Genomic DNA, 25,673 nt, shown 5'->3' with positions numbered 1-25,673 from the left:
TTAATTGCCGTGTACTTCGCCGCGCCGTTTAAACGACGCGAGGATGAGCGCGATCGCCGCCGTAATGATCCCCGCAAAATAACATAATAAGGCGATCCTGTAAAGCCTGGGGTCATATATAAAATATACGATATGGCCGCCTTTTTCGATGATGGCGGATTTAAACGCCATATTGGCCCTATAAACCTTGTTTTCCTTGCCGTCTACAAAAACTCTCCACGACCTATCGTATCCGTCGCTGTAATAAAGAAAGGCGTCCTCTTCGGAATTTACTTGCAGGAGTATGCTGTTTGGGCCGAATTCCAAAAGCCTTATCGCCCCGTTCCCGATATTGGCATTGCCCATTTTTTTCGGTGAAATTTTCAGGTTCATGAATCTTGCGGGCGGGTCTTCCTCGATAAACATTACGCCGTTCATTGACTTATCGTCTAATTTTTTGCATTCCTCTATCTGGCGGTCGACAGGTAAAACGGCGGCGCCTTTTACGAGCTTTATTTTCGGGGCGGTCACTCCCATAAAAACTTTCTTTACCTCCGCCGGGATTTGACCGTTATTCGCGAAATTATAAAAATCTTTCATTTCATAAAAGTGCGTCGTTAGCCACGGTACCCTCGGGCTCACGGCGGCAAACCTTCTCTGCAGCGCCGGGGCGAAACCCAAAAAGGGATATTTCGGCCGTATGGCGGTTATCCTGTAATTGCTGTATGGGGCCTTTTCCTTGGGCCACAAAGACATGTCTACCCTTTGCGTGGTCGTGAACCCGTACATCACCAGATTAAAAACGAGAAGGTCGATAAGGATCAAGGAGATTAGCGTGAAATATTTAAACTTTAAGCCCGCTTTCGGCTTTCCTATAACATAAAAAACTACCGCTATGGAAACGATGAATAAAAGGGCGCCATAATAAGACCTGCAAAATATCGATGTCAGCATCGCGGCTAGATCCTGGCCTGCTATCAAAGATAATTCTTTATAACGTTCGGGAAATTCCTGTAACGGGGCAGCATAATTCTCCAGCACATAACGGGTGATAAAAAAGGCTGCCGCACCGATGACGGCCGCGATCAATAAAAACCGTTTTTCGTAACGTTTTAACGCCGAGTTTTCCGCCAGTCCTAATACCACGTCTACGCCGAGACACGTGAAATAAACCAGGCAAAAAATAAAAAATGTGCCGAAGATGTGGGTATTTCTCACTATATTAAAGAACGGGATGAAGTCCAACAAGAATTTCGACACAAGGAACCTGGGACCCAGCATCAATAGCGCCGTTATGCATAAAGTGGCGGCGAAACCGACTCTGTACCTTTGCCGGGAATACAATAAGCCTACTATAGCGAAAAAAAGAGGGATCAGGCCGATGTACAAAAACGACTCCGACATGGGGATCGAATTAAAATAAAGCTGCTCAAAATGCAACGCGAAAGAATACGGCGCAAATAAAGTAAAAAAATCGGCCGGAAGGGAATTTGCCGCCATCGGGGCTTCGAAGAGCCTCACGGACGGTACGGTATCTTTGACATATGCCAAAAAAGCCGGTATTAAATTGGCCGACAACAGTAAAAATATGGCGATGGCCGCAAAGGCAATCCCGCGCTTTTCCATAAAACCGCCGCCCTTCGGGAACGCGAGGCCTTTTGACAAAAAAACAGACGCTAGCAATACGGCGACGGACGATAGGATATACACCGCGTGATACCCCGAATAGACCGTGACTCCCCAGAAAAGGGCCAGCCACAAAAGCAATACGGGGTCCTTTTTTTCTAAAAACTTGAAAGTGAGGAAAACTATCCAGGGAAGCTGGTAAAAACAGAGTATAAGGCCGTGCTGCTTCAGGTACGAGCTGTAAAGCACCGAAAAGGAGAGGGTTATAAAAGCGGCGAAAGCGCTGAATTTGTATTTTGCCACCAGCCTGAAAAAAAAGTAACTTCCGGAAATGAAGATCAGGTAGCGGACCAGTAGATCGTAATGATAAACCGTCAACGTATTCACCCTAAGTAATTTCCCGGCAAATATCAAAAACAACGTGGAAGGATCCCACAAATGAAGGACGTTTATGTTTAAAAAGAATATTTCGCCGCAATTCATATACGGGTTCCAGAGAGGCAAGACCCCCCCCTGAAGGCAATCGGCAAAATACGAAAAAACGCCATACCATACGATGCTGTCGTGGCTGACCATGCGCTTGCCGGTAACCCATAGGTTCCATTGCAGGACGATCACGCCAAGCAAAACCGCCGCCACGGCCAAAGTTTCTTTGGCTCTTCCGCTTATTTTCATGTGTATATTTTCACCAATGAGTTCAATAAGCTCCATCCCAGCCTGATAAGACAACGCCATTCTTTAAAGCTTAAATACCACCGCGAGGGAAGATAAAACCAGCCGGCGGGGCCTATTCTCTTGGTCAGCAATCTAAAAACCCTTTTGGGCCTGAGCGAAAAAAGCAGGTTTGCCCTGATGATGTCCTTCTTCAGTTCTTTCTCGTCGCAACCTTTTGGCACATAAGGCAGCTTCGACTCCGTCATGGAGTCCTGGACCAACGACGCGCAGGCATTCAGATTAGTCCATCCCTCTTCCACAAACAGGCGCCCCTCCTCTTTCGCTATCTCGTATAATCTCGTGCCCGGATAAGGGGTCGCGTTATTAAACCGGACATAATCCAGGTCCAGCTTCTTGGCTAACTCGTAAGCCTGCCACCTCTCCTCTCTTGTTTCCGTCGGCAGGCCAAAAATGAAAGTCCCGGAGACCTTGAAGTCATGTTTCTTCGCCAGTTTTACCGCGGCTATATTTTCAGCTACCGTCTCTTTCTTGTTCAACATTACCATAAGCCTCTCCGAGGCCGTTTCCAGGCCGTAATTTACCACCCGGAACCCTGCTTTTTTCAACAATGTTAAAATTTCGTCGTCGACCGCGTCGGCCCTCGTCTGGCAATCGAAGGTCGCCTTCCTGTGGAATCCGCTCTTTATCATCAGCTCGCATAGGCGGGATATCCTTTGTTTGTTCGCGGTAAAGTTGTCGTCGACGAAATTAATGTGCGTCTGCCCGTACTTATTAATAAGAAGGCCTATCTCTTCTATTACGGTCTTTTCCGGCACATAACGGAACTTCTGGCCTGATATCGCCCTCTGGCTGCAAAATATGCAATCATAAGGACAGCCTCTTGAGCTGGCTATGAAACCGAAATTATACTTTCCGAGGTACTTCTCGAAAAGGTGATAGGGAAAAACGGGGAAGTCATCCAGGTCGGGCAGATCTGCCGGCGGGTTATGTACCGGTTTGCCGCCGTCTTTATAAGACAGTCCTCTTATCCGCGAATGATCACCATTGTTTTTTACGGCGTCATACAACTCGAGCAGGATCTTCTCCGCTTCCCCTCTTACAGCAAAATCAACCGCCCGGTTCGCAAGCGCCTCTTCCGCAAGAACGGTCGGGTGTATGCCGCCCAGAACGATCACCGAATCCGGATACCAGGTTTTTATCCTGTTTGAAATATCATAACTTCTTTTTGCGCAAGCGGTTAAAGTCGATATTCCGAAGATATACGGCCGAGAAACCCTTTCGAGCGCATTATCTATTAATTCTTTAGACAGGGGTTCGATGTGTTCGTCTATTATCTCTACCTTCCTGCCGTGCTGCAGGAGATAAGCGGCAAGACAACCCACGCCGATAGGGACGCTGAGCGGGACGTACCTCTCAAATATCCCGAATTTCGTTGATTTTGGATTTATTAAAATCATGTGGTATAATATTATACACTATTTTGAGCTTGGTGAGTATACTTAATGCTATGAGAAAGCGGGTATATACATAATGGTCGCCGGTAAGCCGAAATGGGGCATCTTGACATCTGCTGTCATAGCGTTCTTCGCGGCCCTTTCTCTTATTAACTGGCAAAAGCTCCCGTTCTTCCTCGATATATACTATCATATCAATGTAATGCGGGGTTTTGATACGGCCGGCGGGATAGTTAACCATGCTTTTTGGGAGTTAGCGCCTGCCGGCAATATACACCTCTACCCTCCGCTCTTCCACCTCTTATTGCTGGTCCCGTATAGGCTGGGGCTCGACATACTCTTCATAGCCAGGCTTTTCTCGGCATTGTCATTCGTGTCCCTCCTGGCTACGCTTTCCTTCGTCACCAACAGGCTCTTTTCGCCGAAAACAGGTTTCTTCGTAGCTGTCGCCGCGGCAATCCCTTTTACGTTCTTCCTGAAATTAACGATCACTATACCCGTAACCCTGTCGTTGATATTCATCCTGCTGGCGTTCTATGCGTTCGAGGAAAACAGGAAGTTGGCCTGCCCGATGCTTATCGCGTGCGCTTTTTACACCCACCTCGGCATGCCCTGGCTGGGCCTTCTGGCATTCATTATCTACGGACTGGCGAGAAGAGATGTCCTGATGCGGGTGCTGAAAACCGTCCTTTTCTCGCTGGCGCTGTCTGCGCCGGTGATAATACACGTCCTGGCAAATATAAACATGCTTGAAAACCCGCTCGGTATAAAAGTCGCCGAAAACGACCTGCTCGAGTTTTATCCCCTCATATATTTATTCGCGGTTCTGGGCCTCGGCAGGCTCGCGGACAGGCAATTCAGGGCCCGCGGCCTTTTTCTTATCGCGCTATTGCTTGCTCTCCTGCCCCTTGCGATTAATTATAGGTTCAGGTTTTTAAGCGGGGAAGGCCTCCTGCCGGTCATCTTCTTCGCGGGGGCGGGATTGGAAAAAATTTACGGGATGCTGGAAAGGTTCCTGTCAGGGAAAAACACCGGGGCGCGCATGGCGCTCTTTTATTCGGCCTCCCTGCTGATCTTCATAAATATCTTCTCGCCTACTATATCGTCGTACCCGGATCCGGAACTAGGTAAGAATATATCTGCGGTATTTTTGCCCGACTCCACGGCCGACAACCTTATCCCTCCGTTAAAAAGACACACAAGGCCCTTAGAGATAAACCTGGTCGACGCGGAGGCAAAGGACTGGATAAAGATCATAGAGAAGAATACGGCCCCGGACGATATAATCTGCTCCAACTGGGCTTATATCGGGGCGATGGCCTCGGCGATGACCGGACGCCCGAACGCGGCCCAGACATTCTTCGAGATAAAAAGGCCTGATATCCCGATCAATGAATTCGGTTCGTCGAAATCGGCTGTTTGGTTAAGGGAGATGGATGGGAATTACGATATGGCCGCATTAAAGATAGCCTCGGATAAATACAAATTCAGGTTGATAGCAGAGACGGATAAAGCGAAGATACTTCTGAGGGGCGGGACTTTTAAATCTGTGCCCGTAAAACCGGTCGTCAAGACCTGGGCCGTGTTTTTAATATTATGCGGCGCTTTCCTGGTTATCCTCTATGACCTGGCGCGCCCGCGGAGCAAGTTCAGCAGCCTCTCCAGGTCGTCGTTTGAATAATACTCGATAAGGATCTTTCCGCGCTTGTTATTATGCAGGAGGGTCACCTTTGTCCCGAGTATCCTCTGCAGCTCTTCCTCGACCGTGCGGACTTCTGTCGAATGCTTCCTCGGCCTCGCCGGACGCGCTCTCCCGACGATCTTACGCTTGACAAAATATTCCGCTTCCCTGACCGAGAGGCCGCGCCTTACTATCTTTAAGCAGAGTTCCAACTGCGATTGTTCGGAATCGAGCATCAATATAGCCTTGGCGTGGCCCATCGAGATCCTTCCGAGATATATCTCTTCTTTTATCTTGTCCGGGAGCCTCAAGAGCCTCAGCGTATTCGAGACCGACGCCCTGTTCCTGCCCACTTTCTCGGATATCTGTTCTTGCGTAAAAGAAAACTCCTCGGAAAGCCTCTGGTACGCTTTCGCTTCCTCGATCGGGTTCAGGTTGTCGCGCTGGATATTCTCAATAAGTGCTATCTCGAGCGCCTCGTCGTCCTTCACGTCTTTTATTATCGCCGGGATAAGTTCCATCCCCGATTCTTTCGCGGCCCTCAACCGCCTCTCTCCGGCGATCAATTCATATCCGTCGCCTTTCGGGCGCACGATGACCGGCTGTATTACGCCCTTCTCTTTTATCGAGAGCGCCAGCTCTTTAAGCTTATCCGGGTCGAAGACCTCCCTCGGCTGGAACCTGCCGGGGATGATCTCGCCGATCTTTAACTGGACCGCTCCCCTGCTTTCGGATCTCTGCGGGACGTCGTCCGGGATTAAGGCTTTAAGCCCCTTGCCTAATACTCTCTTCTCCATCAGGGATCTCCTTTTCTGGCTTTGTGTTCAGTTCGAGCGGAAAATCTATCTTTAAAAATTCCTTCGCGAATTCGTAATAACTGCGCGCGCCCTGTGAATGCTTGTCATACATTACGATAGGCACCCCGAAGCCGGGCGCCTCCCCTAATTTCACGGAACGCGGTATGATTGTTTTATATACCTTCTCGCCGAAGTAGTTCCTCGCTTCTTTTATGACCTCGTCGGTAAGCTTTGTCCTGAAGTCAGCCATTGTAAGAAGGATGCCCTCTATCTCGAGGGACGGATTCAGGTTCTGCCTGACGAGATTGATGGTGCTGAGCAATTGAGATAACCCCTCGAGCGCATAGTATTCACATTGCAGCGGTATCAGGGCGGACTTTGATGCAGTCAGCGCGTTTATCGTCAATAGTCCAAGACTAGGCGGAGCATCTAGGATTATATAATCGAATGAAGGCCTTATGTGCTCAAGCGCTTGTTTTAAATGGAACTCGCGGCTTTCCGAATTGACAAGCTCAACCTCCATCCCCGTAAGATGAACATTCGAAGGGATGATATATAAGTTTGTAAGTTTAGTATTTACAATTACTTGTGAAATTTCTTTTCCGTTGATAAGGACGTCATAAATGGATTCTTTGACTTGTTTTTTATCGATACCGAGTCCTGAGGTGGCATTGGCCTGGGGATCACAATCGACGACTAAAACATTGCGTCCTGCCAACGCGATGAATGAGGCGAGGTTTATGGCTGTGGTAGTTTTACCGACGCCGCCCTTCTGATTGCAGACAGAGATTATCTTTGCCATTGTTCCACGTGGAACATTTTAACAGAGCCGGATTTTTTGTCAAGATTTTCTTTTATGAAGGGCTTCTATATAGACGTAAAGAAGCGATATATCGCACGGCGAAATTCCTGATATCCTTGAGGCCTGGCCGACAGACCCTGGATTTATCTTGTCGAGTTTTTCCTGGGCTTCTTTCCGCAGGCCTTTGATGCTCTTGAAATCTATCGTCGAAGGGATCGTTACCTGCTCGAGTTTCTTGAACTTTTCGGCCTCGCGGACCTGCCTATTGATATAGCCTTCGTATTTTACCTCCAGCTCGGCCTGTTTCCTGATCTCTGCGGGATACGAAGATATCTCGCCGGGACGCTTTCGCTTTAAGGCGACCACCCCGGCCTCGATCATCTTCTTTTTCTCGATCAGCGCCTTATATTGCGGTTCCGGTATAAGGCCTAACTCATGACCATAACCCATAAGCCGTACGTCGGCATTGTCATGGCGCAGCAGAAGTCTATATTCCGCGCGGGAGGTAAACATGCGGTATGGCTCGTTTGTGCCTTTCGTCACCAGGTCATCAATTAATACGCCTATGTAAGCTTCCGACCGTTTCAGGACAAAAGGCCCTTTGCCTTTAATTTTTTGCGCGGCGTTGATCCCGGCAATAAGGCCCTGGCCGGCGGCTTCTTCGTATCCGGAAGTGCCATTGATCTGTCCGGCAAAGTAAAGTCCATCTATAAGCTTTGTCTCAAGCGTAGGTTTAAGCTGGGTGGGAGGGCAGAAGTCGTATTCAATGGCGTAGCCAAAATGGGCCACTTCGCAATGCTCTAACCCTTTGATGGTCCTTAACATAGATAACTGGACATCCTCGGGGAGGCTCGTGGAAACCCCGTTAGGATATATCTCATCGGAATCCAGCCCCTCCGGCTCAAGGAATATCTGGTGGCGCTCTTTGTCTTTAAATCTTACGACTTTGTCTTCGATTGACGGGCAGTAGCGAGGGCCGACTCCTTTGATCTTCCCGCTGTAAAGCGGTGAGCGGTCAAGGTTGCCTAGGATGAACTTGTGGGTCTCGTGGTTTGTATAAGTAATATAGCAAGGGACCTGCCGCTGCTCTATTCTTTCGGTAGAAAATGAGAAGGGTGTCGGCTCCGGATCGCCATCCTGGATCTCTGTTTTGGAGAAGTCTATAGACCCTTTCTTTAGCCTGGCGGGGGTCCCTGTCTTAAGTCTTTTTATTTCAAATCCTAACGAACGTAATGAGTCCGATAACCTGGCAGCCGGAGGCTCCCCGATCCTGCCTGCAGGGAAGGTTGTCATCCCTATGTGTATCAGTCCGTTCAGGAATGTGCCTGTTGTGATAATAACTGCCTTGGCGCCATACCGCACACCTGATTGGCAAAGGACGCCTGCAGCTTTTCCGCTCGAGGTAATTATCTCCTCAACGGTCTCTTGCTTTAAGTCTAGATTGTCCTGGCCTTCGAGGACCTTTTTCATCGTCAGCCGGTAAAGTTTTTTATCTGCCTGGGCACGGGGTGCCTGGACAGCCGGGCCTTTTTTGGTATTAAGAAGCCGGAACTGGATACCGGTCTTATCAGCCACTTTTGCCATCTCGCCGCCCAGCGCATCGATCTCCCGGACGATATGGCCTTTGGCAAGTCCGCCTATGGCGGGGTTGCAGGACATTTGGGCTATGGTATCCGGGTCCATGGTCAATAGAAGGCATTTTAAGCCCATCCTGGCCGCGCAGAGGGCAGCTTCGCAGCCTGCATGGCCTCCGCCTACCACTATGACATCATAGTCCTTAGAATAAGGTATTCCCGGCATTTTGGGTGCTTCCGGATCAAGCTTTGTGGTGTGTTTGGTGGGTTTCTTCTTTTAAGGTTACCTTGACCTTGGCCAGTTTCAGGCCTTCCATACCAAAGAGGCCCCGGTGGCCTTCGGAGAGTACCTTAACGTGGACCTTGTCGCGGCTAACCCCAAGCTTCTGCAGCGCCAGGTGAATAGCTTCTTTCGTGGTCTTTCCTTCGGCTTCAATAGACTTCATATGCCCTTTAACTTTCGGAATGTTCCACGTGGAACATTTCCTTTTTAAGGAAGAGCTCCTGCTCGGTAATCGTCAAAACGGTATTGGTGAGCCAGTACATTACCAGGCCTGAAGGAAGATGATAAAACAAAAAACCAAAAATAATTGGCATCATGACCGCCATCATCTTCTGCTGCTGGGCCATCTGGTCATTAGACGAGGAGGGCGGGGCAGAAAGTTTCTGCTGGAAGAACATAGCTATGGCCATCAATAAGGGTAAAATATTTAAGTCTGTTCCTATCAATAAGATAGGAGTTTTAAATACGACGAGCCTGTCCGGCTGAGAGAGATCTTTTATCCAAAGGAAGGGGGCGCCGCGTAACTCTATCGACCGCATAAGGACCTGATAGAGGGCAAAGAAGACCGGCATCTGTAAGATCAACGGCAGGCAACCGCTCATCGGGTTTATCTTATATTTCTTATAGAGCTCCATTACTTCCCTGTTGAGTTTCTGGGGATCCCCTTTATGCGCCTTTTTCAGTGCTTCCATTTTCGGCTGGAGAGCCTGCATTTGTTTCATCGACTTTATCCCCTTGAAAGTCAGGGGGAAAAGCAGGATATTGATCAAAACGGTAAGGAATATTATAGACATGCCCCAGTTTTTGACCACCTTATGGATATGGTCAAGTATAACAAATAATACGCGCCCTATACCGCCCGTAAAACCCAAATAAACCGAATCCTCTATGCCTAGCTTTAGGCTCTTCATATTATTATAAACGTTGGGTCCGGCGTATAAGATAAACTCATGGGTAACCGATGAATTCGGGGTGACCGTAAAATTGTCCGAACCTATCTGCGTTTGTAAGCTATTGTCCGGCAATTTGTTAGAAGAAACCGCTTTAAAAGAAACCGGCGGTTTTGTTATTAAAGAAAAATACCTGGCTTTCTGCGAGACCCAATTGACCCGCATGCCATCCCATGTAACCGGCTTTTTTATAGAGCCCTTGCTTACGTTAGTTATCTTACCGTCTATCTCCTTCACAAGCTCTGAGTACGTTTCGTCCTGCGGGGAAAGGCTTCTCAGGCCTGATCCAGCCACGATCGCATACTTAAGGTTCCGGGATTGGGTAGAATAGTTCGTGATCGTCTGCCGCAGGTCTATGGCGTATTCACCTGGCCTGAAGGTTATCTCCTTCTCCACGCTTAATCCGCCGGGCGATCTAGCGGTAAAAAGGACCCCGTTTTGCAAGATCGAGGGAGAATATACGGCCTTGTCGAGGGCCGGCTCGAGCCCCGATACCGCAAAAGTGGCATCGGACGGGTTCAGCTCGTCGAATAAGACTATCGGCTTCCCGCCCTCGAGATGTTTTTTCAGGGTAACACTTTTTACCACGCCTCCGGCATTCGAAAGGACGGCGCGATATTCATCATTCTCGAAGATAATATCTTTTTCATCGGCCTGTTTGACCGGCCGGGGCGGCTGTTGTGTCTTTTGTGCCGGGGGAACCGGGACCGCTGCCGGCTCCGGCGCGGGTTGAACATTTGCCGATGCCTTTTGCGGCTGGTTCTGCTTGGGGAAATATTTTACGAGGAGCGGTTGAGTCAACAACAGTATCCCCATCGATATTACGATCGCCAGAAGCGCGCGTTTTTCCATATTCATATTATTTTACCGGATCGTATCCGCCTTTAGTGAATGGGTTGCATTTTAGAATTCTGAAAGAGGAGAGAAGGATCCCCTTAAAAACTCCCTTCTTCTCTATCGCTTCAGCCGCGTATTCCGAACAGGAGGGGTAGTACCTGCAACATTGTAACTTATATCCTGACAAGAAGTTACGATAGAACTTTATTAAAAATAACAAACATTTTTTAACCATTTAATCTCTTAAGATACCCGCTTTCTTTAACAACGCCAAAAATTCCGCGCTCAATCCTTCGAAGCCCAGACCGGCTGCCGCGGCTCCCGGGATAGCTACGATATCGTAGCCCTTCTCCAGTTTTTCTTTATTGAGCCTGAAGGCTTCCTTGATATGGCGGCGCAGCTTGTTGCGCGAAACGGCCAGCTTGAATATATGCTTGCGGAGCGAAACGCCTATCCTTGAGACGCCGCGATCGTTCCGGGAAATGCTCAGTTTTAAGGCTCTCCCGTTATAGAACGAGCCGCTTTTTAAGGCCTGCTTAAAATCTGATGTCTTGGTTATCCTTTCGGGACGCGAAAGGGAGAACCTCTTCATGGGGGATCCGAAGGGTTAGGGTATGAGGCGCTTTCTGCCTTTTTGGCGCCTTCTCCTTAAGACCGCTCTGCCGTCCTTGGTCGACATTCTCTTCCTGAACCCGTGGGCACGCACCCTCTTTAAATTGGATTTTAAGGTAATGTTCTTCTTCATCGTTCTCTCCTTTTAAAGTTAAAGGAAGATTATATCACGATTGGCAAGTTAGTCAAGAAAAAGTTCTTGCAACAAGCCCGTATCTTTGTTATAATTTAACAAGGTTTGGTGCGGCCTGCCTTATTTACGGCCTGTGAATAAATTGTGAATAACTTTTTACGGCTTTTTTATGGAAAATATAAAGAGTGCTATAGAGGTCTGGGAAAAAGCGAAGGATCTCATAAAATCCAAGGTAAACCCTCAGACTTTTGAGACGTGGTTCAAGCCCACAAACGGGCTGGAGATCTCGAAAGGTTCCCTTGTCCTTGAGGTCCCGAACAGCTTCTTTAAGGACTGGCTCCTTGAGCATCACTTAGACCTGATAAGGACAACCCTTAAGGATATCGCCGACGAGAACCTGGCGTTGGATTTCCGTTATTCCGCCAAAGAGCCGAATGCCTTCCTGCCGGCCGCAGCCAGCTCCGCCCCGAAATCCGCCGATACACCCAAAAAGCAGGAGGCCCATAATAATATCGGGCTTAACCCGGCGTACACTTTCGATGATTTCGTTATCGGACCGAGCAACAAGATGGCGCATGCCGCCGCAATGGCCGTAGCCGAATCACCGGCAAGGGCCTACAATCCGCTCTTCATATACGGGAAGGCCGGAATGGGGAAGACGCATCTCATGAATGCCATCGGACATTGCGTCGCGGCGAAAAACCCGGGCATGAAAGTGGTCTACATAACAAGCGAGCAATTCACGAACCAACTTATACAATCGATACAGAACCGGTCCACGGACAGGTTCAGGGCAAGATACAGGACGGTGGATGTCCTTTTGATAGACGACGTCCATTTTATCGCCGGGAAGGAATCGACGCAGGAAGAGTTCTTCCACACTTTCAATACCCTGCACGACGCGCACAAGCAGATAGTCCTCTCGAGCGATAAGCCGCCCAAGGAGATCGACAGGCTCGAGGAGAGGCTGGTCTCGAGGTTTGAGTGGGGCCTTATCGTATCGATCTCCCAGCCCGATTTCGAAACGAGGATAGCAATATTGCGGCAAAAATTAAAGAGAGAGAATATCGCGGTCCCTGATGACGTGATTTTTTACATAGGGGAAAAGATAAGGTCCAACATCCGCGAACTTGAAGGCGCGTTGAAGCGCGTTGTCGCGAACGCAGTCCTGCTTAAACAGAGCATCACGCTTGAGCTGGCCCGCTCTGTCCTGAAGGACATGGTAAAAGAAAAGGAGTCCCGGATACTCGCGGATACGATATTTGAGGAAGTGGCAAGTTACTTTAACGTCCGGGTGTCGGATATAAAGGGCAGGCGCAGGACAAAACAGATGGTTCTACCCAGGCAGATCTCCATGTATCTGATAAGGAAACTGACCGACCATTCACTGCCTGAAATAGGGGAATTATGCGGGGGCAGGGACCACACCACGATCTTGCACGCGTGCGAAAGTATAGAGTCGGACATGAAAAAAGACGCTAAAATAAAGGAGATGATCGGCAGGCTCGCGACACAAATACAAGGTGAATAACCTGTTGGCCGGCTCTGGTTTTGTTGTTGATAACATGTTGATGGTTGTGCATAACTAATGCGGCATGCCGTGGTTTCTATCGGAACGATGCTTTGCGCTCGCAACCTGTGCATAACTTTAGGGCTGGAAAAACCCTTTAATGCGCCGCGGCATAAAGCGTTGTGTTGTTGTCCACAAGCGAACAGGGATTACTACTTCTACTGCTATTTTTTAATTAATAAATAAGGAGAAGAGATGGAAGTAAAATTGACGCGCGAGATACTACAGAAAGGCATACAGACCGTGCAAAACGCCGTATCTCAAAAGAGCGGGCTGCCCATTTTATCTAATATTTTATTTGAAGCGTCAAAAGACAAAATAAAGCTCATAGCCACAGACCTGGAGATAGGGGTAATTTCAAAATTAGCCGGAGCCGACATCCAGGAAGAGGGCTCGATATCTATACCGGCTAAAAAAATAAGCGATATCGTAAAAGAACTCCCCAATAAAGACATAACTCTTTCGGCGAAAAAGAACAACCAGGTCACTATAAAATGCGATAAGTCGATATTTAAAATGATGGGGCTGCCAAAAGACGAATTCCCGAAAGTGCCCGAACTGTCAGACAAGGACACCCTGGCCATCCCACAAAGGCAATTAAAGTCGATCCTGAGCTCTACAGCGTTCGCGATATCAAAGGACGAAACCAGGTATATCCTGAACGGTGTTTTATTTGTCTTATCTGAAAAGAGATTGCGTGTCGTGGCGACCGACGGAAGAAGGCTGGCCATGGTGGAGAAAGAAACGCCCAAACCGACAGGGTTCATAAGAAAGATCATAGTCCCCTCGAAAGCGGTCACTGAATTACAGAGGATCTTAAAAGACGACGGCGACGCGAAGATTTTGTTCAGTGAAAACCAAGTTGCCTTCGAACTGGACGATTCACAGCTTATAACAAGGTTGATCGAGGGCGAATACCCTAATTATGAACAGGTTATCCCGAAGCAGGGGCAGGATAAATTGAGGGCGAATAGGGAGAATTTTTATGCGGCCGTGAAAAGGGCCAGCCTTTTGGCGACGCCGGATTCACAATCGATAAAACTGGACCTGCTAAAAAACAGGGTCATAATATCCAAGGCTTCGCAGGACGGCAGCGAGTCCCGCGAAGAGGTCGATTGTGAATATAGCGGGGATGAATTCACCATCGGCTTCAACCCGAATTACCTTATGGACGCACTCAAGACCATAAACGAGGAAGAGGTGGATTTTGAATTCGCCGGGCAGGACAGGCGGGGCGTGATCAGGGCGGAAGGCGGGGATTATATATATATAATCCTGCCGGTGCGCACCGAATAGAAGATGAAGAACCGGCCCGTCGCTATTAAAGATGTCTTGGATGGTATTTTAAGGGACTTGGGCGGCGGGAAGGTTTCGCAGGCGGGGATGATCGGCGACATTTGGATGAAAGCGGCGGGCGAGGTTGCGGTAAAACACGCGAAGCCCATAGACATAAAAGAAGGGGTCCTGGTGGTGCACGTGGATTCGTCCAGCTGGCTCCATAAATTAACAATGGAGAAAGCAGGGATCCTGGCGAAAATAAAGAGCGAACTGGGCGATGGCCCGGTTAAGGATATAAAACTCAGGATAGGGGAGACATAGAATATGGCAAAGGCGGAAAAACCGGTGAAATCGGAAAAGTACGACGCTAAGACTATCCAGGTCCTGGAGGGCCTGGAGGCCGTAAGGAAAAGGCCGGCCATGTATATCGGCGATACGGCCGTCGGCGGGTTCCACCACCTTGTCTATGAGGTCGTGGATAATTCCATCGACGAGGCGATGGGCGGTTATTGCCAGAATATCGACGTTATCGTGCATAAAAATAGCAGCGTTACGGTCATAGACGACGGGCGCGGCATCCCGGTCGATATGCACGATACCGAGAAGAAATCGGCCCTCGAGGTCGTCCTGACGAAGCTTCACGCCGGAGGCAAGTTCGACCATAAGAGCTATAAAGTTTCCGGAGGCCTCCACGGCGTCGGTGTCTCGGTAGTTAATGCCCTGTCGGAATGGCTCGAGGCAGAGATAAGGCGCGACGGAAAGGTCTATCACCAGAGGTATGAGCGCGGCAAGACGGCATCGAAAGTGGCCGTCGTCGGGAAATCCAAGACGACCGGCACGCGCATAACCTTCAAGCCGGATAACCAGATATTTACCGGGAAACCAGAGTACAGTTTTGATACTTTGTCGAACAGGCTGCGCGAGCTGGCGTTCCTCAATAAAGGCCTAAAGATCAGCCTGAAGGACGAGAGGACGAACAAGGAGAACTCATTTAAGTTCACAGGCGGCATAGAATCTTTCGTTGAATTCCTGAATAGGAACAAAAACCCGCTCCACAAGAAAGTCATCTATTTCAGCGGCGAGAAGGACAGGATACAGATGGAGGTCGCCCTGCAGTATAACGACGGATACGGCGAAAATCTCTTCTCCTTCGCGAACAATATAAATACCATAGAGGGCGGGTCCCACTTAAGCGGGTTTAAGTCGGCGCTGACAAGGGTCATAAACCAGTATTGCAAGAATAAAGGATTTTTCAAGAACGAGGAGATAACCCTCTCCGGCGACGATGTGCGCGAGGGGCTTGCCGCGGTCGTATCGATAAGGATACCGGACCCGCAATTTGAGGGACAGACCAAGACAAAGCTGGGGAATTCCGAGGTCGAGGGCCTGGTGGCTTCAATAGTTAACGAATCGCTGAGCTCTTACTTCGAGGAGAACCCCTCGATAGCGAATAAAGTGGCGGATAAATGCCTCCTGGCCAGCCGCGCAAGGGAAGCGGCGAGGAAGGCGAAAGAGCTTACCAGGAGGAAAGGCGCGCTCGAAGGCGTAGGTTTGCCGGGCAAGCTAGCTGATTGTTCCGAAAGGGACGCCGAGCTTTGCGAGGTCTATCTCGTTGAGGGCGATTCTGCCGGCGGTTCGGCGAAACAAGGAAGGGATCGCAGGTTCCAGGCGATATTGCCGCTCAAAGGCAAGATCATAAACGTTGAGAAGGCCAGGCTGGACAAAGTCCTCGCGAATGACGAAATCAGGACGATGATCTCGGCCCTGGGTTGCGGGATAGGGGAGGAATTTGATGTATCGAAGCTAAGGTATGCGAAGGTGATAATAATGTGCGATGCCGATGTGGACGGTTCGCATATCAGGACCCTGCTGTTGACCTTCTTTTATAAACAGATGAGAGCACTGCTCGAGAAGGGGAATATCTATATTGCCCAACCGCCGCTCTATAAGATAAAGAGAGGCAAGAGGGAAGAATACATACAGACAGAGACCCAGATGAACTCGATGCTCATTGAGCTTGGGTCGGAAGGGCTTAAACTGGTCAGGACGAAGGAAAAGCATACATTCACGGATGCCCAGTTGAAGGACATCCTGGATACACTCGTCGAGCTTGAAGATCTTACCGACGGGTTAGGTAAAAAGGGAGTGAATTTAGCGAAATACCTGATTTCTAGGCATCCAAAGACCAAAAAACTGCCTCTTTATAGGGTAAAAGTGGATGGCCAGGACCAATTTGCCTATAATGACGACGAGCTTGCCAAGTTCGTTAAAGAGGAAGAAGAGGCCGGTGAGGACGTTGAAATAAAGGAAGAAGGCAAGGGCGCCGCGAACGGAAAAGGCGTGGACCTGCTTGAGATATACGAAGCGGAAGAGATAGAGAAGTGCCTGGCTAAGCTCGAAAAGCTCGGCCTTTCGGCATCGGATTACCTGCCGCATACAGAAGAGGGCAAAGCGAAAGAAAAGCCGAAAGCGCCTTTCAGGCTCGAAGGTGAGGAAGAGGACCTGGAGTTCGGTTCGCTCAAGGCCGTCCTTGAGTATACAAGGAACCTCGGCAAGAAAGGCATGAGTATCCAGAGATATAAGGGTCTCGGCGAAATGAACCCGCAGCAGCTCTGGGAGACGACCATGGACCCGGAGAAACGGACGCTGCTGAAAGTCACGATGGAAGACGCCGTAGAGGCGGAGCAGATGTTCACAATATTGATGGGCGACGCTGTCGAGCCGAGAAGGGAATTCATAGAAAAACACGCACCGGAAGTAAGGTTCCTGGATGTTTAAGATAGGAGGATCAGAGCTCTAAAATGTACGCGCGCAATGAGAAGATAGTTCCGGTATATATAGAAGACGAGATGAAGGATTCATACATCTCATACGCGATGAGCGTTATCGTAGGGCGCGCCCTGCCCGACGTACGCGACGGGCTGAAGCCGGTCCATCGCAGGATACTCTACGGGATGAAGGAACTCGGGCTCGAGCATACGAAACCGTACAAAAAGTCGGCGAGGATCGTCGGTGAGGTGCTCGGTAAATACCATCCGCACGGGGATGTCGCGGTCTATGATTCACTGGTGAGGATGGTCCAGGATTTTTCGTTGAGGTATCCGCTGGCAGAGGGGCAGGGGAACTTCGGCTCGGTAGACGGCGATTCGCCGGCGGCCATGAGGTACACCGAGGCGCGTATGGCGGCCATAACCGAGGAGATGCTCTCGGACCTCGAGAAAGATACCGTCGAATTCGTACCGAACTTTGATGCCTCGCTCAAGGAACCGGTCGTATTGCCGGCGACGCTGCCGAACCTTTTGATAAACGGCTCATCAGGTATCGCGGTCGGTATGGCCACGAATATCCCGCCGCATAACCTTTCGGAAGTATCACAGGGTGTCGCGGCGGTAATAGATGACCCGGATATTTCCATTAAAGACCTGATGAAGATAATAAAGGCGCCGGATTTCCCGACCGGCGGCACGATCTGCGGCCGCGAGGGGATAAAGCAGGCCTATACTACCGGCCGCGGGCTGATAAAGATACGCGCGAAGGCCGGGATAGAGGAGCAGAAATCCGGGAAAGAGTCCATAGTCATCACCGAGATCCCGTATCAGGTTAACAAGGCGAATATGATAGAGGCGACCGCCCAGCTCGTCACCGACAAAAAGGTGGAGGGGATCTCCGATATACGGGACGAGTCTGATAAAGACGGGATGAGGGTAGTCATCGAGCTGAAGCGCGACGCGAATGCCCAGGTAATATTGAACCAGCTCTTTAAGCACACCCAGCTCGAGGTGTCATTCGGCATCATAATGCTGGCGCTTGTGGAGAACAGGCCGAAGGTGTTGAACCTCAAGCAGATGCTCGAATGCTACATAGCGCACAGGAAAGAAATAGTAACGCGCAGGACTAAATTTGACCTGGCCAGGGCCAAGGAGAGGGCGCACATACTCGAGGGGTTGAAGAAGGCGCTCGCCAATCTTGACAAGATAATAGAACTCATAAAGAAATCTAAATCCGAGGCCGAGGCGAAAGAGGCCCTTATCAAGAAGTTCGATTTCAGCGACGTCCAGGCCCAGGCGATACTCGAGATGCAGCTGCGCAGGCTGACCGCCCTGGAGCGCGAGAAGCTCGAAGCCGAGTATCTCGAGCTCATCAAGAAGATAGAACTGTACGAGTCCATATTAAAGAGCGAGAAGAAGGTGTACCAGATAGTAAAAGAGGAGGTCTTGAAGATAAAGGAGAAATACGGCGACGAGAGGATGACCGATGTCGTAGGGGAAGTAGAGGACCTCGAGGTCGAAGACCTTATCGCCGAAGAAGATGTTGTCATAACCGTAAGCAATACCGGCTATATCAAGCGCCTGCCGGTCTCTGCGTACAGGAAACAGCGCCGCGGCGGCCACGGCGTGACAGGCGCGGACGTAAAAGAGGAAGATTTTGTCGAGCACCTCTTTATTGCGACCACGCACGAGCACATATTATTCTTCACCAACCAGGGCCGTGTCCTGTGGCTTAAGGTCTACGATGTGCCGCAGGCCGGGCGCCAGGCAAGGGGCAAGGCGATAATCAACCTGCTCGAGATGCAGCAGGGCGAGAAGATGAGCGCTTTCATACCGGTGAAGGAATTCAAAGAAGGCAATTTCCTGGTGATGACGACGAAACAGGGCATCATAAAAAAGACTACGCTCGAGGCATATAGCCATCCGCGCAAAGGCGGCATAATCGGGATGACCCTGGAGAAGGGCGACGAGCTTATCGGCGTCGAGATGACAGACGGCAAGAGAGAGATACTGCTTGCCACGAAGGAAGGAAAAGCGATAAGGTTCCCGGAATCGCAGGTCAGGGATATGGGCCGCTCAGCCAAGGGCGTCAAAGGGATAGCCCTCGGCAAGAAAGACGAGGTCATCGCGATGTCTGTAGCTGACCCGGAAGCGACCATACTTACCATAACCTCATTAGGGTTCGGGAAGAGGTCGCAGCTCAAGGAATACAGGACACAGAGCAGGGGGGGCAAAGGCATCATCAACATCAGGGTCACTGAAAAGAACGGGGAAGCCGTCGCGCTCAAGACAGTCTCTGATAATGACGAGATAATGATCATAACAGAAAAGGGTGTAATAGTCCGTTGCCCGGTCAAAGACGTCCGGTCGACCGGACGCGCAGCGCAGGGCGTAAGGATAATTAAACTCGACGCAAAAGACAGGGTCTCCTCGGTCGCCTCTGTCATCGAAGAAGAGGAGGTCGCGGAGTAGAGCAAGTAACCGGCGAAATACAGCGTCCCCATCGTCTAGCCTGGTCAGGACACGAGCTTTTCAAGCTTGCGACCGGGGTTCAAATCCCCGTGGGGACGCCAAAATACAAAAACAGGAGGTCTGTAATGGGAAACAGGATAATCCGCCTCTTCACCGTACTGCTTTTCTTATCAGCGGTGTTCGCTTTAAATAACCAGGCATTCGCCAAAGACCTTATTATAGCCAGTTTTGAGACCGCCGACAGAAGCGATTTGGGCACGGAAATGGGCACATGGAGCTCTAACACCCTCGACTCCAGTCAGGGGACCACAATGAGGATAATCCCCATGTATTATGGTGTCCCGGGGAAGAAAGCCGATGATAACCACGTCGTCAAGATAACCTATGATGTAGCCACGAACGGCCCGGCGCTTAACGGTTTTTATATAATGCTGAATAAGTTGGACATGCGCCCGTATAAAAAATTGAGTATGATGGTAAAAGGCGATGCGGATTATGGGTTTACCACGAAATTCAAAATCACTTTGACGAATTCCGGGGGTCAGCGCTCGTCCTATGTTTTGAGAGGGATAACCGGCGACTGGCAATTAATATCCATACCGATGCAGGGATTCACGGCTTCGGGGACGTTGAGGGACATGAGCAGCATGGTGGAAATGGACGTCGCTTTTGATGACATGACCGTTGATAACAAGAACGGCATCTTTTACATTGACGAGATAAAGCTCTCCACGGACTAAAAAATGTGCGGGATAACCGGATACATAGGCAGCGAAGAGGCCGCCCCTATTTTAATAAAGGGGCTGGCGAGGCTCGAATACAGGGGGTATGATTCGGCGGGCATCGCTGTGCTCGAAGGGCACAGGATAAGGACTCTGAAGATGCCCGGGAAGATAAAGGGGCTTTACGAAGGCCTCAAGAAGACCCGGCTGAGAGGCACCACAGGGATAGCCCATACCCGCTGGGCGACGCACGGCATCCCCAATTACATAAATGCACACCCTCATTATGATTGCCGCAGGGCGATAGCGCTCGTCCATAACGGTATAATAGAGAACTGCGAAGAACTCAAGGCCCAACTTAAAAAAGAAGGCCATAAATTCATTTCTGATACCGATACCGAAGTCCTGCCACACTTAGTAGAAAAATATTACAAGGGAGTCCTCGAGGACGCTGTCCGCCGCGCGCTGAAAGACGCGAAGGGTTCGTACGCGATAGCGGTGATACACAGGGATGAGCCCGGCAAGCTGGTCGGGGCCAGATGCGGCAGCCCGCTTATCGTCGGGCTGGGAGACGGAGAGAACTTTCTCGCTTCGGATTGCCCGGCCATAATGGACAGGACCAGGAAAGTGATCTTTGTAGACGACCAGGAAGTGATCACCCTGACAAGGGAGAAGGTGGTCATAACCGGCCTGAACGGCAAAAAGATAAATAAGAAACCCACGCACATCGATTGGGACATCTCCCAGGCGGAAAAAGGGGGATACGCGCATTTCATGCTGAAGGAGATATACGAACAGCCGCGCGTCATCCACAAGATATTGTCAAGCCGGGCCGATATCCCGGGCGGCCGGATAAAGATGGACGGGATGAAACTTACCGCTTCCGAACTGCGCGGTATCGACAATATAGTCATCTCGGCATGCGGGACCGCCTATCATGCCGGCCTTGTCGGCGAGTACCTTATCGAGAGATTCGCCAGGATCCCTGTAGGGGTGGACGTCTCGAGCGAGTTGAGATACAGGGACCCGGTATACGGCAAGAAGAGCCTTTTTATCGCAGTGAGCCAATCCGGCGAGACCGCGGATACGCTCGCCGCGCTCCGGGAGGCGAAGAAGAGCGGCGTAAAAGTGGTATCGATATGCAACGTCGTCGGGTCAACGATAGCCAGGGAATCCGACGGTGTCATCTATACGCATGCCGGCCCGGAGATAGGCGTCGCCTCGACCAAGGCGTATACGGCGCAGATATCGACTTTTATCCTGTTGGCCCTGCATCTCGGGAGGATAAACGGCGCGTTGACGAAAAAACAGCTGAAGGCGATGCTGAACAGCTTTGAGATGATCCCGGAGCACATGGACGGGATACTCGACGGGGCCGAGGCGATCAAAGCCTGCGCAAGAAAGTATTACAGACTCCCCTGCTTTATGTATATCGGCCGCGGGGTGAACTATCCCAATGCCTTCGAAGGGGCGCTAAAACTTAAAGAGATCTCGTATATCCACGCCGAAGGTTACGGGGCCGGCGAGATGAAGCACGGGCCGATAGCGCTTATCGACAGGAACATGGCGGTCGTGGCCATCACGCCTCGGTCGTTAACTTATGACAAGATGATATCCAACATACAGGAGATACGCGCGCGGCACGGCGCGATAATCGCCATAGCTACGGAGGGGGATGTCTCGATAAAAAAACACGTAAGCTCGATTTTGTATATCCCAGAGACGGAAGAAGCGCTCTCCGTCCTCCTGACCGTGGTGCCTCTGCAGCTGCTGGCCTATTATATCGCCGTCCTTAAGGGAAGGGACGTAGACCAACCGAGGAACCTGGCAAAGTCGGTTACGGTTGAATAAAAATGCCATCCGGAACGCTCTATGTAGTCGCTACACCAATAGGCAACCTTAAAGATATAACTATCCGCGCTGTCGAGGTCTTAAGGGGAGCCGACCTCATCGCCGCGGAGGATACCCGCCATACAAAGATCCTCACAGACCACTACGGCATAAAAGTCCCGCTGACGAGTTATTTCGAGCACAACAGGATAACCAAGGGCGATTACCTCATAAAACTGCTGAAGGAAGGCAAGAGCGTTGCCCTCGTATCCGACGCCGGGACACCCGGCATATCCGACCCCGGGGCGCATATCATAATGCTTGCGATAAAAGAGGGGATCATTGTCGTCGGGATACCCGGCCCGGCCGCGATAATACTCGGCCTGATAACATCAGGCATGCCGACAGACCGCTTTATCTTCGAGGGATTCCTGCCGAACAAGTCCGGCGCGCGGAGGAATAAGCTGTCGGAATTCAAGGATGAGAAGCGGACAGTTATTTTTTATGAATCTCCGCACAGGATTTTGAGGGCTTTATATGATATACTTGAGATATTCGGAGATATCCGCATCTGCGTAATGCGCGAATTGACGAAGAAATTCGAGGAAATTCTGCGCGGGAAAGTGAGCGAGATAGCCGCGCGTTTCGAGAAGTCTAAACCGAAGGGCGAATTCCTGATAGTGCTTAACCCCAGGAGGGGCGGAGAGAGTGACTAAGATACATCCCGCGGCTATCGTGGGCAAAAAGGCCGTATTAGGCGAGATCGAAGTCGGGCCGTACGCGATAATCGAGGACGGCGCCTCGATAGGTGACGGCACGAAAGTGCTCGCGCATGCTTATATCTGTTCCGGGACGACGATCGGGAAAGATTGTGAAGTCCATATGGGCGCGGTCATCGGGCATGTGCCGCAGCATCTCCATTTCAAAGGCGCAAAGAGCTTCCTCAAAATAGGCGACAGGAACATCTTCAGGGAATACACGAGCATACACCGCGGCCTGGAGGAAGGTTCGGCAACGGTCATCGGGAATGATAATTTTTTCATGGGGTTCTCGCACGTCGCGCATGACTGCCGTATAGGAAATAGTATAGTATTATGCAACGGCGCGCTCGTCGCCGGGCACATACAGGTCGAGGACGCAGCTTTTATTTCCGGTAATGTCACCCTGCACCAGTTCGTCAGGATCGGGACGCTCGCGATGATAGGCGGACTGGCGCGCGTGAACAAAGATGTCGTGCCTTATACGCTTATCGAAGGCGATTCCGAGGCATGCTCATTAAATGTAGTCGGCCTGAAACGCTCACCCATAGGCGAAAACGCGAAGGCGCAGATCAAGAAGATATACAGGCTGCTTTATCGTTCCGGTCTTAACGTATCGCAGGCCTTATCCGAGATATCTAAGCTAGGGGAATTAACGCCCGAAGCCGCTCACATGGTCGAATTCGTCAAACGATCGGAAAGAGGAATATGCAAACACCGCAAGACAGAAGCGGCATCGAGCGCAGAAGATATATAAGACTTGGCACGGTCTTTCCCGTCGAGTTAGAGATAGTCAGCCTCGACGACAAAGAGGTATACTCCGAGTTCCACCAGGCCTTCACCAGGGACGTCAGTGAAGGCGGCATGTGCCTCGAGGTCAACAACCTCAAAGACGACCTCGCCGAAAAGTTAAAGAATAAATCCGCAAAACTCCGCCTGCAGATAAATATGCCGTTCTCGGTCAAGCCAATTGCCGCGGTAGCGGAGGCGGCATGGTTAAAGAAGATAGCGGAAGGCCGCCCCAATAAGTACCTTATCGGTATTTACTATGAGCAGATCTCCGATAAAGAAAGAAAGGGCATAGTAAACCACGCCAGGCTGCTGCAATTCAAGCCGGTCCTGGTCGCGGCGGCGATAGTCATCCTGGCCGCGGCAGTCGCGGTGACCAGGGTCGAGGTCGTAAAGAAAGAAGCGCTGCGGAAGGAGGCGGAGAAGAAGATAGCGATCATAGAGGCCGAACGCTCGAAATTAGCCTCATCGCTAGAAGAATTAAGGACCAGCCGGGACGAACTAGAGACGAAACTTAAGGGATTCGAACAGAGCAGGATCGACCTGGAGAAGAAGCTTGAAGCGGCGAAGGCAGAAGCCCAGGCAAAGCCGGAAGAGATAGCCAAGCTTGAAGCCGAACTGGCCTCGGCGAAAAACAAATCCGAGGAACTGAACAAGGAGCTCTCCAGGGTAGCTGACGGCAAAAAAGCGCTCGAAGGCCAGCTCAAGGTCCTGGAGGAGATAAAGGCATCGAAGCCGGTAAAGGTCACCCTTGCCGCCGGCGGCGTGGTCGTCGGGAAAGTCATCCTCGAGACTGCCGATTCCGTCAGGGTGGAAGTCCCCACAGGTGTCATCACGCTTAAGCGTCCGCTGATCGCCTCCATGGAGACGCCCTCCGAAGAGGAGATCGCGGAACTCGCGAGAGAGCGCATCCGCCTCGAACAGCGCGCCAAAGAGGTTGAGAAGCAGAAAGAGCTGGAAAGGCAGCGGGCGGCCGAAAGAGAAAAAGTCGAGAAAGTGATCGTAAAGAAGGAGCCGGGAGGGCCAGAGGTCCTGATACCAAGAAGGATACCGGAGCGGGGCGTGGTCATCAAGGATAACAGGATATACGCCGACGGCTCGCTATTTTTCATAAAGGGCGTGGCCTATGGCATAAGCGCCCCGGGGCTCCCGCCCGGGGTCGACGGGTGTTTCTCTAAAATACCGCTCTCGGTCTTCGAGAACGATTTCAGGATGATGAAAGAGGCCGGGATAAATACGATAAGGACATACGAGCCGCTTCCCGATGCGTTACTCGACCTGGCCGAGAAGTATGATCTCAAGATAATAGAGCAGGTAATCTATCCTTCCGCCTATACAGATTATGCGTCTGACATCGAACTGAAGGCCCTCAAAAGGATGGCCTTGGACGTCGTGAAAAAACACAGGAACAGGCGCTGTATCCTCATGTGGAGCATATGGAACGACGCGCCGTTCTGTTATGACGAACCCGGCAATCCGGTGCCGCGCTACGGGTTCGACAAGGTAAATAATTTCATGAAAGAGATATATCTCGCGGTAAAGGCCGCGGACAAGGGCCGCCCGGTGACGGCGGCCAATATTCTCAAAGTAAAGGGGTTCGACCTTGGGTTTGATTTCCTGGATGTTATCGGCTGCAACGCCTATATCGGAGGGCACGGTTTCAATTGGCGCGGGAAGGAAAACGCGTTAGATGTCGTTAAGGAGATGAAAGCGATATCCAAGAAATACTCTAAGCCTATTTTCATAACCGAGACCGGATACAGCACTTTTGTCAAGAAAGAGACCCAGGACAAAGCCCTGAAAACACAGATGGAAGCCATCGGCAGCGACTTGGCCGGCATAGTAATATTTGAATGGACGGACGAGTGGTGGAAGGGCGGCAATCCCTCGGTCCAGGACCCGAATATCGAAGAATACTGGGGCATCCTGACGTGGGACAGGAAACCCAAACCAGGGTTCGGGGTCGTCTCCAGGCTCTTCAATTCAATACCGACCGATTCGCTCGGGTATTCGCCGTAGGCGTCCTCCTGAAATTAGCCCTTGACAATAAGGCAGCCGCATGCTATATTTTACATTCAGTAAC

21 protein-coding genes and 1 tRNA gene are annotated in these 25,673 nt (G+C 50.6%); 12 read left to right on the top strand and 10 right to left on the bottom strand.

Annotated features, from left to right (window positions below):
- Together PHO67_03595 and PHO67_03590 are read right to left on the bottom strand one after the other, a co-directional pair.
- Nucleotides 1-2,280 (bottom strand): YfhO family protein, encoded by a 2,280-nt coding sequence (locus PHO67_03595; protein MDD5546232.1) that lies wholly within the window; start codon nt 2,278-2,280, stop codon nt 1-3.
- Nucleotides 2,277-3,737 (bottom strand): radical SAM protein, encoded by a 1,461-nt coding sequence (locus PHO67_03590; protein ID MDD5546231.1) that lies wholly within the window; start codon nt 3,735-3,737, stop codon nt 2,277-2,279. Before PHO67_03590 ends, PHO67_03595 begins: the two co-directional genes overlap by 4 nt.
- A gap of 73 nt (nt 3,738-3,810) precedes the next feature.
- Between PHO67_03590 and PHO67_03585 the strand changes: the two genes are divergently transcribed.
- On the top strand, nt 3,811-5,415 hold the full coding sequence (locus PHO67_03585) for a hypothetical protein (GenBank protein MDD5546230.1): 1,605 nt from the start codon (nt 3,811-3,813) through the stop codon (nt 5,413-5,415).
- Here the strand turns inward: PHO67_03585 and PHO67_03580 are convergent.
- The 8 genes from PHO67_03580 to rpmH are packed head-to-tail and all read right to left on the bottom strand — an operon-like array spanning nt 5,355 to nt 11,403.
- A complete protein-coding gene (locus PHO67_03580; protein MDD5546229.1) occupies nt 5,355-6,212 on the bottom strand; it encodes a ParB/RepB/Spo0J family partition protein in 858 nt (285 codons plus the stop codon). The genes PHO67_03585 and PHO67_03580 overlap by 61 nt on opposite strands.
- On the bottom strand, nt 6,181-7,014 hold the full coding sequence (locus PHO67_03575) for an AAA family ATPase (protein ID MDD5546228.1): 834 nt from the start codon (nt 7,012-7,014) through the stop codon (nt 6,181-6,183). The genes PHO67_03580 and PHO67_03575 overlap by 32 nt, the downstream gene beginning before the upstream one ends.
- A 39-nt stretch (nt 7,015-7,053) precedes the next feature.
- A complete protein-coding gene (gene mnmG, locus PHO67_03570) occupies nt 7,054-8,814 on the bottom strand; it encodes a tRNA uridine-5-carboxymethylaminomethyl(34) synthesis enzyme MnmG (GenBank protein MDD5546227.1) in 1,761 nt (586 codons plus the stop codon).
- A 16-nt stretch (nt 8,815-8,830) separates the two neighbouring features.
- The gene (locus PHO67_03565; GenBank protein MDD5546226.1) at nt 8,831-9,034 is read right to left on the bottom strand and encodes a Jag N-terminal domain-containing protein; all 204 of its coding nucleotides are present in this window, start codon (nt 9,032-9,034) and stop codon (nt 8,831-8,833) included.
- A gap of 7 nt (nt 9,035-9,041) precedes the next feature.
- On the bottom strand, nt 9,042-10,673 hold the full coding sequence (gene yidC / locus PHO67_03560) for a membrane protein insertase YidC (GenBank protein ID MDD5546225.1): 1,632 nt from the start codon (nt 10,671-10,673) through the stop codon (nt 9,042-9,044).
- Between the two features lie 7 nt (nt 10,674-10,680).
- The gene (gene yidD, locus PHO67_03555; protein MDD5546224.1) at nt 10,681-10,893 is read right to left on the bottom strand and encodes a membrane protein insertion efficiency factor YidD; all 213 of its coding nucleotides are present in this window, start codon (nt 10,891-10,893) and stop codon (nt 10,681-10,683) included.
- Complete coding sequence (gene rnpA, locus PHO67_03550; protein ID MDD5546223.1) at nt 10,894-11,250, bottom strand: ribonuclease P protein component; 357 nt, start codon at nt 11,248-11,250, stop codon at nt 10,894-10,896.
- A 15-nt stretch (nt 11,251-11,265) separates the two neighbouring features.
- Nucleotides 11,266-11,403, bottom strand: a complete 138-nt coding sequence (gene rpmH / locus PHO67_03545; protein MDD5546222.1) for a 50S ribosomal protein L34 — start codon at nt 11,401-11,403, stop codon at nt 11,266-11,268.
- A gap of 169 nt (nt 11,404-11,572) precedes the next feature.
- Here rpmH and dnaA point away from each other — a divergent pair, with 169 nt between their 5' ends.
- The 11 genes from dnaA to PHO67_03490 all read left to right on the top strand — a co-directional run bounded on the left by dnaA (nt 11,573) and on the right by PHO67_03490 (nt 25,609).
- On the top strand, nt 11,573-12,934 hold the full coding sequence (dnaA, locus tag PHO67_03540; GenBank protein MDD5546221.1) for a chromosomal replication initiator protein DnaA: 1,362 nt from the start codon (nt 11,573-11,575) through the stop codon (nt 12,932-12,934).
- 234 nt (nt 12,935-13,168) lie between these two features.
- Nucleotides 13,169-14,269 (top strand): DNA polymerase III subunit beta, encoded by a 1,101-nt coding sequence (gene dnaN / locus PHO67_03535; GenBank protein ID MDD5546220.1) that lies wholly within the window; start codon nt 13,169-13,171, stop codon nt 14,267-14,269.
- A 3-nt stretch (nt 14,270-14,272) separates the two neighbouring features.
- Entirely contained in the window at nt 14,273-14,572 is a 300-nt protein-coding gene (locus tag PHO67_03530) for a DUF721 domain-containing protein (protein MDD5546219.1), read from the top strand.
- A 3-nt stretch (nt 14,573-14,575) separates the two neighbouring features.
- Complete coding sequence (gene gyrB, locus PHO67_03525) at nt 14,576-17,029, top strand: DNA topoisomerase (ATP-hydrolyzing) subunit B (protein ID MDD5546218.1); 2,454 nt, start codon at nt 14,576-14,578, stop codon at nt 17,027-17,029.
- Nucleotides 17,030-17,052: 23 nt separating this feature from the next.
- Nucleotides 17,053-19,491 carry a DNA gyrase subunit A gene (gyrA, locus tag PHO67_03520; GenBank protein ID MDD5546217.1) on the top strand — a complete coding sequence of 813 codons (2,439 nt, stop codon included), beginning with the start codon at nt 17,053-17,055 and terminating at the stop codon, nt 19,489-19,491.
- A gap of 24 nt (nt 19,492-19,515) precedes the next feature.
- A tRNA-Glu gene (locus tag PHO67_03515) sits at nt 19,516-19,592 on the top strand.
- Between the two features lie 24 nt (nt 19,593-19,616).
- Complete coding sequence (locus PHO67_03510) at nt 19,617-20,231, top strand: carbohydrate binding domain-containing protein (GenBank protein MDD5546216.1); 615 nt, start codon at nt 19,617-19,619, stop codon at nt 20,229-20,231.
- Between the two features lie 3 nt (nt 20,232-20,234).
- Nucleotides 20,235-22,064 (top strand): glutamine--fructose-6-phosphate transaminase (isomerizing), encoded by a 1,830-nt coding sequence (gene glmS, locus PHO67_03505; protein MDD5546215.1) that lies wholly within the window; start codon nt 20,235-20,237, stop codon nt 22,062-22,064.
- Nucleotides 22,065-22,066: 2 nt separating this feature from the next.
- Nucleotides 22,067-22,759 (top strand): 16S rRNA (cytidine(1402)-2'-O)-methyltransferase, encoded by a 693-nt coding sequence (gene rsmI, locus PHO67_03500; protein ID MDD5546214.1) that lies wholly within the window; start codon nt 22,067-22,069, stop codon nt 22,757-22,759.
- Complete coding sequence (gene lpxA / locus PHO67_03495) at nt 22,752-23,558, top strand: acyl-ACP--UDP-N-acetylglucosamine O-acyltransferase (GenBank protein MDD5546213.1); 807 nt, start codon at nt 22,752-22,754, stop codon at nt 23,556-23,558. Before rsmI ends, lpxA begins: the two co-directional genes overlap by 8 nt.
- Nucleotides 23,510-25,609: a glycoside hydrolase family 2 TIM barrel-domain containing protein gene (locus tag PHO67_03490; protein ID MDD5546212.1), complete on the top strand. Its 2,100-nt coding sequence runs from the start codon at nt 23,510-23,512 to the stop codon at nt 25,607-25,609. Before lpxA ends, PHO67_03490 begins: the two co-directional genes overlap by 49 nt.
- Nucleotides 25,610-25,673 lie beyond the last annotated feature (64 nt).

The sequence above is a fragment of the Candidatus Omnitrophota bacterium genome, from assembly GCA_028716565.1.
Lineage (GTDB): Bacteria > Omnitrophota > Gorgyraeia > Pluralincolimonadales > Pluralincolimonadaceae > Pluralincolimonas.
This window is presented reverse-complemented; position numbering and strand designations above follow the sequence as displayed.